The sequence below is a fragment of the Amycolatopsis nigrescens CSC17Ta-90 genome (assembly GCF_000384315.1).
Taxonomy (GTDB): Bacteria; Actinomycetota; Actinomycetes; order Mycobacteriales; family Pseudonocardiaceae; genus Amycolatopsis; species Amycolatopsis nigrescens.
Window position 1 is genome coordinate 5,243,788 of record NZ_ARVW01000001.1, and the last position, 12,163, is coordinate 5,255,950.

At 69.8% G+C, this 12,163-nt stretch carries 9 protein-coding genes; 5 read left to right on the top strand and 4 right to left on the bottom strand.

Annotation, left to right across the window (positions count from 1 at the left end; all coding sequences use genetic code 11):
* Window positions 1–158: 158 nt before the first annotated feature.
* Window positions 159–3,056: an AfsR/SARP family transcriptional regulator gene (locus tag AMYNI_RS47445; RefSeq protein WP_020670790.1), complete on the bottom strand. Its 2,898-nt coding sequence runs from the start codon at window positions 3,054–3,056 to the stop codon at window positions 159–161.
* 162 nt (window positions 3,057–3,218) lie between these two features.
* Between AMYNI_RS47445 and AMYNI_RS0124930 the strand changes: the two genes are divergently transcribed.
* Window positions 3,219–4,262 carry a helix-turn-helix transcriptional regulator gene (locus AMYNI_RS0124930; RefSeq protein ID WP_020670791.1) on the top strand — a complete coding sequence of 348 codons (1,044 nt, stop codon included), beginning with the start codon at window positions 3,219–3,221 and terminating at the stop codon, window positions 4,260–4,262.
* 46 nt (window positions 4,263–4,308) lie between these two features.
* Here AMYNI_RS0124930 and AMYNI_RS0124935 read toward each other — a convergent pair whose 3' ends face one another.
* Complete coding sequence (locus AMYNI_RS0124935) at window positions 4,309–5,169, bottom strand: glycoside hydrolase domain-containing protein (protein ID WP_020670792.1); 861 nt, start codon at window positions 5,167–5,169, stop codon at window positions 4,309–4,311.
* Window positions 5,170–5,187: 18 nt separating this feature from the next.
* Complete coding sequence (locus AMYNI_RS0124940) at window positions 5,188–5,886, bottom strand: carboxypeptidase-like regulatory domain-containing protein (RefSeq protein ID WP_169515768.1); 699 nt, start codon at window positions 5,884–5,886, stop codon at window positions 5,188–5,190.
* A 270-nt stretch (window positions 5,887–6,156) separates the two neighbouring features.
* Between AMYNI_RS0124940 and AMYNI_RS0124945 the strand changes: the two genes are divergently transcribed.
* From AMYNI_RS0124945 to AMYNI_RS0124960, 4 genes are all read left to right on the top strand, one after another.
* Complete coding sequence (locus AMYNI_RS0124945; protein WP_425387953.1) at window positions 6,157–7,326, top strand: PP2C family protein-serine/threonine phosphatase; 1,170 nt, start codon at window positions 6,157–6,159, stop codon at window positions 7,324–7,326.
* A gap of 193 nt (window positions 7,327–7,519) precedes the next feature.
* Window positions 7,520–9,010, top strand: a complete 1,491-nt coding sequence (locus AMYNI_RS0124950) for a HAMP domain-containing histidine kinase (protein ID WP_020670795.1) — start codon at window positions 7,520–7,522, stop codon at window positions 9,008–9,010.
* On the top strand, window positions 9,007–9,444 hold the full coding sequence (locus AMYNI_RS0124955) for a response regulator (protein ID WP_020670796.1): 438 nt from the start codon (window positions 9,007–9,009) through the stop codon (window positions 9,442–9,444). The genes AMYNI_RS0124950 and AMYNI_RS0124955 overlap by 4 nt, the downstream gene beginning before the upstream one ends.
* Before the next feature lie 127 nt (window positions 9,445–9,571).
* Complete coding sequence (locus tag AMYNI_RS0124960) at window positions 9,572–10,171, top strand: sigma-70 family RNA polymerase sigma factor (RefSeq protein ID WP_020670797.1); 600 nt, start codon at window positions 9,572–9,574, stop codon at window positions 10,169–10,171.
* A gap of 687 nt (window positions 10,172–10,858) precedes the next feature.
* Here AMYNI_RS0124960 and AMYNI_RS48370 read toward each other — a convergent pair.
* Window positions 10,859–12,118 (bottom strand): HNH endonuclease signature motif containing protein, encoded by a 1,260-nt coding sequence (locus tag AMYNI_RS48370; protein ID WP_084628459.1) that lies wholly within the window; start codon window positions 12,116–12,118, stop codon window positions 10,859–10,861.
* Window positions 12,119–12,163: the final 45 nt, after the last annotated feature.

A 12,163-nucleotide genomic window follows, 5' to 3' on the forward strand; every position in this document is an offset into this window, starting at 1 on the left:
GCCCACCGCCGGCGGCGTCGGTCGGGCTCGCGCGGCGCCAGGCCGGTCCGGTCGAAGAATTGAAGGGACCCGGGCGGCCGGGCCGGGGGTGCGGGTCAAAAGTGACGGTTCCGCGCCGGGACCGGCAGCTTCGGCCGTGCGGGAAAAAATCATGGAAATCACCGAAAACTTTCCGGCTCCGGTCCGCCCGGCACGGCGTCGGGTAGCGCCAGCAGGTCGGCCATCTCGGTCCAGCTCAGCCGTTCACCCGCGGCCCGGGCCGCCGGGTCGGGCTCGGCCGCCGCCGGTGCTGAGCCCGACCCGGCGGCGTGCGCGTCGAGTTCCGCCCTGCCCGGCCGGAAAATGCGCTCCGGGTGCATGCCGAGGCGTTCCGCGTGCCGCCGCACCGCCGCGCGCAGCATCGCCGCGCGGCGGGGCTGCCCGGCGGCGTCGAAGGCGATGGTGGCGATCTGGAGCACGACGAGCGCGCCGGTATGCGCTTCGGCGCGGCGGAACGGCCGCAGCGCGCGCCGCAGCCCGTTGATCGCCTCGGCGGCCAGCTTGGTGCGGTCCTGCCCCGTCTGGTCAGCTAAGGCCCGGTGGAGCTGTACCTCTGCGAGCATCACCTCGGAAAGCCCTTCGGCTTCCACATGTCCGCACCGGGCACCGAGTTCGGCGCCCAGCCGGAGCTGCTCCTCGCCTTCGGGAATCTGGCCGCGCAGCACCAGCGCGGTGCCCAGCGCCATGTGCCCGCACGCGATGAGCCAGTCCACCCCGGTCTCCCGCCCGGCCGCCAGCGAACGGCTCGCACTCCGCACCGCGAGGTCGATTTCACCGGTGCCGGACTCCTGAATCGCGTGGTAGCACATCAGCAGGCCGTACAGCAGCGCGCGGGTGTGGCCGCCGGGCTTGTCCAGGATCGCGGCCGCCTGGTCGAGCAGGCCGGCCGCCTTGCGCAGCGAACCGCTGGCGTAGGAAAGGCAGCCCAGTGCCAGCTGCGCGCGGGCGCGGTCCATCCCCGGCGCGTGGGGGGCGCGCTGAAGCGCCTTCTCCAGCAGGTCTTGTCCCTCGGCGATATGACCGGACCTGGTCCAGAACCAATCCAGCAGACCTGCGCCCCGCAACGCGGCTTCGGGGCGGTGCACCAGATCGTGCGCGAAAGCGGCACGAAGGTTCGGCAGCTCCCGTCGCAGCACTCGCCCGGCCCGGCCCGCGTGGTCACTGGCCAGCTCGTCCGCGCAGCGCTCCACCAGCCGGTGCACCCAGGCGAGCGCGGCCGCACGGGACGCCGCCGGATCCTCGTCGTTCGCCCTGCAGTACGCGCGCACGGTTTCCAGCAGGCGGTAGCGGGTCGGCGTCACCGCGGTGTCCGCGATCAGCAGCGACCGGCTCACCAGCGAGGACAGCACCTGGAGCGCGAACACCCTGTCGCCGGGCGCCCGGCCGTGGTTCAGCACGGCGTCCGCCGCGTCCAGCTCGAACCCGCCCTCGAACGGCCAAAGCCGCAGCAGTGCGCGGCGGTCGGCGTCGTCGAGCAGGTCCACGCTCCACGAGATGGCGGCGGTCAGCGTGGCGTGCGGGGTCACCGAACCGCGCGGCACCGGGCCCAGCAGGGTGAACCGGTCGTGCAGCCGGCCGGCGATCTCACCGAGCCCCATCGCGTGCGCGCGGCCGCCGGCCAGCTCCAGCGCCAGCGGCAAACCGTCCACCGCGGCACAGATCCGCCGCGCGTCACCGAGTTCGGCCTCCGTGGGATGCCAGCCGGGCCGGACCGCGCGGACCCGGTCCAGCAGCAGGCCGACCGCGGGACCGTCCAGCCCGGCCTCGGTCCGCACCGGCAGCGGCGGTACCGCGAGCAGATGTTCGCCGTCCACCTGGAGCTGCTGCCTGCTGGTGGTCAGGATGTGCAGCTCCTGGCAGTTCTCCAACAGCCCGGCACACAGCTCGGCGACCGGGTTCACCAGGTGCTCGCAGTTGTCCAGCACCAGCAGCCCGCAGCGTTGCGCCAGCGCCGAGGTGACCGCGTGCAGCGGATCACCGGTCACTTCGGCCAGGCCGGCCGCGTCGGCGACCGCGAGTGCCAGGTCCGCCGGCTTCTGCACGTCGGCCAGCCTGGCCAGCCAGGGTCCGTCCTGGTCCCGCCTGGTCACCAGGTGCTCCACGGCGACCCGGCTCTTGCCGACCCCGGCGGGCCCGAAGAGGGTCACCAGCCGATGCTTCGCGGTGACTTCGCCGATTTCGGCGAGCAGTCCGTCCCGGCCGAAGAGGGTGGACGGCGGTTTGCCGAAACTGCGACCTCGCTCCTTCCGCGGCGGCCTCCTTGGCGCGTGATTCCCCGCGGTGGGCGTGCGGATCCACTTGGCCAGCCGGAGCAGGGCCGGTCCCGGCTCGGTGCCGAGCTCACGGGCGAGCAGCTCGCGCACCCGGTCCAGTGCGGCCAGCGCCTCGGCCTGCCGTCCGGCCTGCTGCAGGGCGAGTACCAGCAGCTCCCACCGGCGCTCGCGGTACGGCGCGGCCAGCACCGCCTCTTCCAGGTCCGCGACCGCCCGTGCGGTGTCGCCGACACCGAGCAGGGCGGCCAGCCGCTCCTCGACCACCGCCTGTCGGAACTCCTCCAGCCTGGCGCGGAGCGCGGACACCGCAGGCGAGTCGGAACCGTCCGCGTAGGCGGGCCCGCGCCACAGGTCCAGCGCTTCGGTGAGCACGTCGACCGCTTCGCCGGCCCGTCCGTTCGCGAAAAGCCGCCGGCCTTCTTCGCCCAAACGAGTGAAAAGCCCGGCATCCGTGGATTCCGCGTCCACCCTGAACCGATAACCGGCGCCGCTGCGTTCCAGCAGTGCCGCCGTCGGCTGCCCCAAAGCGCGGCGCAACCGGGAAATGTAAACCTGAAGGGTGCCGCCCGCTCCCGGCGGCGGGTTTTCGCCCCAGATCTCGTCGGCCAGCCGGTCGCTGGTGACCACCTGGCCGTCCGCGGCGATCAGCGCGGTGAGCAGCCGCCTCGGCAGGCGGCCGCCGAAGGCGATCCGGCGGCCGTCCGTCTCGACCTCGGTGGGTCCGAGCACCCTGCAGAACAGCACCCGGTCAGCCTACGAAGATTCCGCCATTGCTGTAAGTGGTTTGTATGCGCGCTGGGCAGAATGGCGGTGGGGAGAGCAAGGCGCTCGTGTTATGGCGGGTGTTGAGCGGTACGGAGGGGAGTCTGTCATGTTCGAACATGCCCGAAGACGCCGGCGCCAGTCATGATTCTGAATCCGGAGCGGCTTGGCCGTGATCTGCCGGAGTTGCCAAAGGGAAACCTGGCACCGGATGAGATAGGTGAACTGGTTTCGGCCAGTATCGGCGGTTCGATACCGCACGACTGCCTGCGGCTGACCGGGATGAATCCCGATTTGGGCCTGACCGCTTTCGATTTCCGCCACCACTATCAAGCCGATCTTGGTTTCGCGCAGCTGGTCGGCGGATATGCCGGCGACGACCCGTGCGAGCCGGCGAATCTCGCCCGGCTGCCGACCCCGGTCGGGATCACCGTCGAGCCGGCGAAGAACGGCCGGCCCGCCACCCGCGCGCAGGAAATACTGTCCGGGCACGGGCTCGGCAGCGAATTGCGACTGCTGCTGCGCGATTCGACCGGAGTCTGGGGAATGCTGGCCCTGCTGCGGGAGGTGGGCCGCGCGCCGTTCGGCCGGGCAGATGCCGAGCGGGCGGCCGCGCTGACGAAGCCCCTGCTGGGCACCCTGCGGTCGTACGTGACCGCGGCGCCAGTGCGGGTGACCACGCCGAACCCGCCGCCGGGGGTGCTCATGGTCGGCGCCGACCACCGGGTGCGGGCGCTCACCCAGGAGGCGCGGGACTGGCTCGAGCGGTTGCGGCAGCCTCGGCCGGACCAGCTGGCCGGCACGCTCACCACGCAGGTGGCGTTGGCGGCACGACGGGCCGCGGCCGAGGGCCGCTCCACCAGTGCGCTGGTCGGCGTGCCCACCTCGTATGTCGGGCAGTGGCTGGCCGTGCACGCCCAGCCGGTGCTCGGCGACGACAGCGGGGACGTCGCGGTGATCGTGCAGGCGGCGGGCGGGGAGCTGCTGCTGTCCATGGTCGCACCCTGGTACGGCATCACCGCCCGCGAACAGGTGGTGGCGAAGTACGTCTACGAAGGGCTGGCGCCGAAGCAGATCGCGCGCCGGCTGAACCTTTCCGTCTACACCGTCAACGACTACCTGAAGGCACTGTTCCGCAAGACGGGCACCCACGGCCGTGACGAGTTCGTCGCGGTGGTCAGCGCCTGAGGAGCGACCGGGCCGCCGCGGTGGCGGCCCGGTCACACCCCCAGTCCTACTGCGGAACCTTGTCCTCCTGCTTCAAGCGTTCCGCCTGCTCGTCCACGATCCGCTGGGCGAGGTCGGTCGGTAGTGCGTCCATGATCTCCTGGGCCAGCTTGGCCCGCTGCTCGTTGTCGATCTCCAGCACGGGTGCCTGGTTCGGCCTGGCCACCAGCTGGCTGAGCAGGTCCTTGATGGTCGCGATCTCGTACACCAGGCCGGCCTTGAGCGGGTTCTCCCCGCCGCCGAGGAACATCGCGCCCCAGGTACTGATCACCGCGTTGCGTTCGTCGTCCTTCATTATTTCCTCCTGTTCGGACCAACTCGAGTCGATGGGCTTGAAGAACAAGTTCCGGTCGCAGAGCACACCGCCCACGTGCACCTGCGTGTTGTTGTCCTGCCAGACATGCGTATGGCCACGGACGTCGGCCCGGCGGCCCGCCTGCCAGAAGTAGGTCGCATGCCCGCGGGCCAGGTCCATCGCGTTGCCGAACCCGTACGCGCCGATCCGGCCGGGGCCGAGCACCGAAGCCGCACCGTCCAAATAGGACTTCCATGCGTTCGCGTTGTGCACGGTGGTGCGGTCGTTGGTGAAGAAGATCGGCCCGGTGTAGCCGAGCATGTCCGCACCGGCCTTGGCGCGCCTGGCGTTGCTCACGCCACCGTCCCAGCCCCGGTCCGCGTCGTCCACGTCGTTCTGCATGACCAGCAGCACGCCGAGCCCATGTGCTTTGTGGTCGCGGTACTCCGCGAGCGTGGTGTGCTTGTGCCGGAGCTTGTTGGGAGCGTCGATGTAGCGGATCACCCCGCCGTATCCGGCCGCCTTGATCGTCGCGCCGGACAGTGTGGTCCTGGAGTAGTCGAGCCAGTACATGTCACCTCGTTTCTCGAATCAGTCGCGGGTTCGCAACCTGAAGATCCGCAGCCGCGCCACGAAGTCGACGGCTTCGCCGGGGCTCGTCGCGCTGATCACGTTCTGGTCTGCCGCCGTGCCCAGCGCCCAGCGGAGCTCGGCGGCGGTCAGCCCGGCCAGTTCGGGCAGGCGGGCGGGCAGGCACTGGCGCAGCAGGCCGTAGAACAGCTCGGCCGGCAGGCCGGTGTCGGTGGCGTATCGGTGCGCCAGCGCGAGGCAGCCCACCTGGGTCAGGTCGCGGCCGCTCGCGCCGGCCAGCTCGCCGAGGTCGCGGTGCGCCCGGCGCTCGGCCAGGGTGGCGGTGCCCAGCAGGGGCACGATGTCCGCGAGCAGCTCTTCGTACTCGCTCCGCCGCTCGCCCGGAACGGTCAGGACGGTCAGGTCCACGGTCTGCGCCGACGGCGGCACCAGTACCTCGATCGTGTGGTGCGCGTCCAAATTGGCCCGCACGAGAAGCCCGGCTCGGTCGACGGCGGTGTAGGCGAGTTCGTACCGGCCCTGTTCGTCCGTTCTCGTTTCACCGAGCGGAACTCCGGCCTGCGGCCGTCCAAGGCCGATCCTGACCGGCACCCCGGCCAGGCCCGCGCCGTCCTGGCGCATGACCCGGCCGCGGATCACCCGCCGGCCGGGGCCGCCCGGCGGGCGGCCCTGTTCATCGGGCGTCCGCACCCTTTCCAAGGCGCAAACGGTTTCATTCACAGACAAGCTCCCCCTCCGGACCTTCTCTGTGCTCCAGGATGTGCCAGACCGCCGCCAGTCCCCATCCCCAGATCTTGGGGGTGCGCGGGTGCCCACTGATTTGCTATACGCGTCACCGGACCCGCGGGCGGTCGGAAGTAGGGTTTGTCCGTGGACGCAGCCGCGATGGAAGAGGACGACACCGCACGGGCGACGCCATCGGCGGTGCCCACCGGGGTCAAGATCGACATGTCGGCCGCCGTGCCGAGGATGGCCCCTGGCCACCGGCTGCGGGTGCTGCTGGTCGAGGACGACGACGGCGACGCGCTGCTGGTGCAGGAGATGCTCGAGGAAGTCGGCACCCCGGTGACGCTCGAGCGGATGCGCACCATGGCCGAGGCGCTCAGCGGCCCGGTCCGTGCCGACTGCGTGCTGCTCGACCTGCAACTTCCCGACGCGGTCGGGCTGACCGGGCTCGGCAGGCTGCGCCGGCACGCGCCGAGCACCGCGGTGGTGGTGCTGACCGGGCAGCGCGACGAGTTGACCGGGGTCGCCGCGGTGGCCTCCGGCGCCCAGGACTATCTGGTCAAGGACCAGGTGGACGGCCCGCTGTTGATCAAGGCCCTGCGGTACGCCTGGGAGCGCAAGCGCGCCGAGGAGGTCGGCCACGAGCTTCGCGAGCAGCAACTGCTGGCCAGGGAGAACGCCAGGCTGGAACGCGGCCTGCTGCCCACCCCGCTGCTGACCGACCCCGGACTGACCCTGGCCACCCGGTACCGGCCCGGCCGGGACGGCTCGCAGCTCGGCGGCGACTTCTACGACGCGGTGGAACTGCCGGACGGCACCGTCCAGATGATGGTCGGCGACGTCTGTGGGCACGGCCCGGACGAGGCCGCGCTGGGAGTGGCCCTGCGGATCGCCTGGCGGTCGCTGGTGCTGGCCGGCCTGCCGACCCGCGAGGTGCTGGCCACGGTCCAGCGGGTTCTGGTGCACGAGCGGATCGAGCCGATCTTCGCCACCCTGTGCATGGTCGGCATCGCCGCTGACCGGAGTTCGCTGCGGATGTGGCTGGCCGGTCATCCGCCGCCGCTGCTGATCAACGGCGAGCGGGGGCGGCTGCTGCCGGGTGACCGGCTCGGCGTGCCGCTCGGGGTGGTCGACGACGCCGGCTGGCAGCCGCTGGAGGTGGCGCTGGAGCCGGACTGGTCGCTGCTGCTCTACACCGACGGGTTGTTCGAGGGCAGGGTCGGTGCCGGGGACGAACGGCTCGGCCACGAGAACATGGCCGCGCTGGTGCTGGACATCCTGCGGGCGGACCCCGGTTGGCGGCGGAACCAGGGCGCCGTGCTGGACCAGCTGATCGGCTCGGTGGAACGGCTCAACCGGGGCAGGCTGGACGACGACATCGCGATCGCGCTGCTGAGCCGGGGCGGCCGGTGAGGGGCATGCACTATCCAGTTGACGGGGGCCGCCCGGAGGGTGGCTCGCGGCGGCTGGATGCGGGTGACGCATGGACGGCGGGTGCACCGGTGAGCGTGCATGACACTCATTCGAGTAAGACACCGTGAAGTCTGGGGCCACTCCCGCGCGGCGCCACCTGGCCGCGGCCGCCCGCTGGCCGTTGCGCCGTTGGATGACGCTGCTCGCGGTGCTGGAGGCGACCTTGCTGGCCGTCGCGATCGGTGGCGGGGTGATCGCGCTCGACGGGTTGCGTGAAGCCAGGTTCCGGCTGGTCGAGCAGATCGATCCGCAGCTGTCCACGGCGAACGAGCTGTCCACCGGGCTGCTGAACCAGGAGACCGGGGTCCGCGGGTACATGCTGACCGGCCGCCAGGATTTCCTCGAACCGTACGAGCGGGGCAAGGCGCAGCAGCAGCGGGCGGTGGCCGAGCTGCGGCGGCTCGGCGCGACCGAGGGCACCGTGGCCGGAACCGACCTGGACCGGGTGCTCCGGGCGGCGGACGGCTGGCAGGGCATGACCGAGGTGTGGACGGTGGCCGGCGGTCCGCTGCCGGGTGCCGAGCAGGTGGACAACGGCAAGGTGCTGTTCGACGCGGTGCGGTCCGCGTTGGACACCCAGCGGGTGAACCTGGAGCTGGCCAGGGACGAGGCGAAGGGCAATCTCTACGGCGCCGAGACCTATCTGACCACGATGCTGGTGGTGATCGCCGCCCTGCTGGCGATCCTCTACGTACTGCTCTACTTCGGCTTCCGGCGCACCGTCGCGCGACCGCTGCTGCACCTGGCCGGTGAGGTCAGGGCGGTCACCGACCACGACATCCACCGGCAGGTCGAGGGCGGCGGGCCACGTGAGCTGATGGAGCTGGCCGCGGACATCGAGGCCATGCGCCGCCGGATCGTCGCCGAGGTGAGCGAGCTGCACGACGCGCACGAGCTGCTGGACACCCGTACCCAGGAGCTGCAGCGGTCCAATTCGGATCTGGAGCAGTTCGCCTACGTGGCCTCGCACGACCTGCAGGAGCCGCTGCGCAAGGTGGCCAGCTTCTGCCAGCTCCTGCAACGCCGTTACCAGGGGCAGCTGGACGAGCGGGGCGAGCAGTACATCGAGTTCGCGGTGGACGGTGCCAAGCGGATGCAGGCGCTGATCAACGACCTGCTCTCGTTCTCCAGGGTGGGCCGCCGGTCCGGCGAGTTCCGGGTGGTCGACGCGGACGAGCTGGCCGAGACCGCGATCGGCAACCTGGAGCAGGTGATCGAGGAGTCCGGGGCCACCGTCACCCACGACGAGCTGCCCAGGGTGCGCGGCGAGGTGACCCTGCTGACCGCGGTGTTCCAGAACCTGGTCAACAACGCGCTCAAGTTCCGCGGCGAACGGGTGCCCGAGGTGCACATCGGCGTCCGGCGCGAGGACACTGAGTGGAAGTTCTCGGTGACGGACAACGGAATCGGCATCGAACCGGAGTACGCGGAGCGGATCTTCGTGATCTTCCAGCGGCTGCACGCCAAGAGCGCCTACCCGGGCACCGGGATCGGGCTGGCCCTGTGCCGCAGGATCGTGGAGTACCACGGCGGACGGATCTGGCTGGACAGCACCGACTCCGGGGAACCCACCCGCTTCTGCTTCACCCTGCCCGTCAGCGAGAACGAAAACGAGGAAGCATGAACGACCAGCTGAGCTCCATCGACATCCTGCTCGTCGAGGACGACCCAGGCGACGTGCTGATGACGAAGGAGGCCTTCGAGCACCACAAGATCCGCAACTCGCTGCACGTGGTGAGCGATGGCGTGGAGGCGCTGCAGTTCCTGCGCCGGGAGGCCCCGTACGAGGACGCGCCGAGGCCGGGGCTGGTCCTGCTCGATCTGAACCTGCCGCGCAAGGACGGCCGCGAGGTGCTGGCCGAGATCAAGGCCACCGCGGACCTGCGGACGATTCCGGTGGTCGTGCTCACCACGTCGGAGGCGGAAGAGGACATCCTGCGCAGTTACGATCTGCACGCGAACGCCTATGTGGCCAAGCCGGTCGACTTCGAGCGTTTCGTCGAAGTGGTGCGTCAGATCGACGATTTCTTCGTCACCGTGGTGAAGCTGCCACGTTGAAATCAGGCTGTGTCGGTGAGGTGAACAGAATCGCACCGCCCGGCCGGTGCGTGCGGGATCCGGCGGTAATCCCACAGTGTGCGACGGGTACCGGAACGGTCATCTGACGGCGCTAAGTTGCCGTTTCATGACGAGCGAGGGTGAACTGCGGGTGACCGCCTTGGCGCTGGCCGCGCGGGACGGCGACGACCTGGCGCGTGCGGAGTTCGTCCGTGCCACCCGGCGTGACCTGTGGCGGTTCAACGCCCGGCTCGCCGGCGCTGCGGTGGCGGACGACCTCACCCAGGAGACCTACCTGCGGGCGCTCACCGGGCTGCCCCGGTTCGCCGGCCGTTCCTCGGCGCGAACCTGGCTGTTCGCCATCGCCCGCCGCGTCGCGGTGGACCAGATCCGCGCGGTGCGGGTGCGTCCCCGGCAGGTGCTGCGGGACGACTGGCAGCAGCTGGTCGAATGGGCCCAGCCGCGTGGCCTGCCCGGTTTCGATGACGGCGTCGTGCTGGACGAACTGCTGGACGCCCTGGACGCGGATCGCCGCGACGCCTTCGTGCTGACCCAGCTGTTCGGCCTGTCCTACGCCGAAACCGCCGCGCACTGCGACTGCGCGATCGGCACCATTCGCTCCCGGGTCGCCAGGGCCCGCGCCGACCTCATCCGCATGGTCCAGCCCCCCGAAGACGAACCACCACGCGCGCGCCGCCTACACGCCGTCCCCCCAGATTCCCCTTAGCCCGCTTTCAACGACGTCTCGAACGCGGAACTCGCACTGCCGGAACGTAGAACTCGCGCGACGCGAACGTGGGACTCGCGCAGTTCTGCGTTCGCGCGGGGCGAGTCGAACGTTGGGGGTGGGCGAGTTCCACGTTCGGGCCCGTCGGTGTTCTTCGACGACAGGAACGGCTGCCCGCGGGACCTGATCTTTCCGGTGCGGGGTGAAATTTCGCTGGTGACCAGCGGCGGAAGGTGATGCGGGGAGCGAAATTTTGCCTCGCGTCGCCTGCAAGGCGACCACCACCCTCGATGCCGGATGGCTAGAAGGGCGGAGGCTCGTCGTCGTTTTTCGACGACGTCTCGAACGCAGGACTCGCACTGCCGGAACGTGGAACTCGCGGGAGGCGAACGTGGGACTCGCGCTGCTGGAAGGTGGGACTCGCGCAGTTCTGCGTTCGCGCGGGGCGAGTCGAACGTTGGGGGTGGGCGAGTTCCACGTTCGGGCTCGTCGGTGTTTTTCGACGACAGGAACCTCCGAACAGAACTCGCATTAGGGCCTTCGCAGCGGGAGTGGCTGCCCGCGGGACCTGATCTTTCCGGTGCGGGGTGAAATTTCGCTGGTGACCAGCGGCGGAAGGTGATGCGGGGAGCGAAATTTTGCCTCGCGTCGCCTGCAAGGCGACCACCCACCCTCGAACCCGGATGGTTAGAAGGGTGGGGGTTCGTCGTCGTTTTTCGACGACGGCACCGCTGGATCGACGAGAGGTTCGGGGCGGGTTGTGTAGGTGCGGCCGGTCGGAGTCGTGACGGTGAGGTCGGCGGTGTCCGGGTCGAAGTCGAAGGTCCAGCCGGGTTGGTCTTTCAGCCGGTGGTGGTAGCGGCATAGGCAGCAGAGATTGTGCTCGCAGGTCTGGCCATCGGCGGACCAGGCGGTGCAGTGGTCGGTATCGCACCGCTGCGCGGGGCGGTTGCAGCCGGGGGCGCGGCAGGTGCGGTCGCGGACTTGGACCAACTCGGCCAGGTCGGCGGGTGGCCGGTAGCGAGTCCGGCCGACATCCCGGACGGTGCCGGACACCGGATCAGTGAGAACCTTCCGCCAGATCGAGTCGGGCTGGTTCATGAGGTGGCGGCCGATCTCGCCTGGGATGGGGCCGTGACCGACCAGCTCGCAGCCGTCTTCTCGGAGGCCGAGGGCGGTGTCGAGCGGGATGTGGATGAACACCTGAGCGGCCACACCATCGATACCGCCATGCTGACCCAGCAGCAACTCGGTGCACACATCCGCGCGAAGCTGATCCATCGTGCGCGACTCATCCCGGGTGTGGAGCTTGCGGGCCAGAGCATCCACCCGCGCATACACCGCCGCGGCGATCTCGGCCGGAAGATACGCCCACAGCGACGCCATCGCATCCGGCTCGTGGATCAACTCCACCTTCCGATCCAGCCGACGAGCCGCAGCACGAGACTTCTGCCCCTCAGGATCCAACCCAGCCACCACATGCGTCACCGCCTTACGCCAATTCGACGGACTCTTCTGACCAATCCGCTCCGCCAGCAAACGATCCGCCTCACCCACCAACTCATCCGGCAGAACAGCGATACCATCGAACGCCTGGCGGGCCTTACCGATATCCAGCTCACCCGCCTCCATCGCCGCCAACAAACACGGCAACCGGCTCACCAACGCCACCGACAAAGCCACCCGAGTCGCAGTAGCTTCACGCGACAACCGCAGCTCCGGCGCCAGCTCATCGACAACGGATCGCACCCCACCCCGCAGCGCGGAAAACCGCGCGATAAAACGAACTTCCACCGCATCCAACTGACACCGCAACCGGCGAGAAGCCACCACGGCAGCCACCGACCCAGCGTCATCGAACCCGTCGATCGCCTCCGCGGACAACCCGAAAAATCGAGACGGCGACAACGTCTCATCACCCGGCTCCGGTCCCAAACGACGTAACATGAAAACCCCCTGAAAAGTATCGGACCAACACCTCAATAATACCGC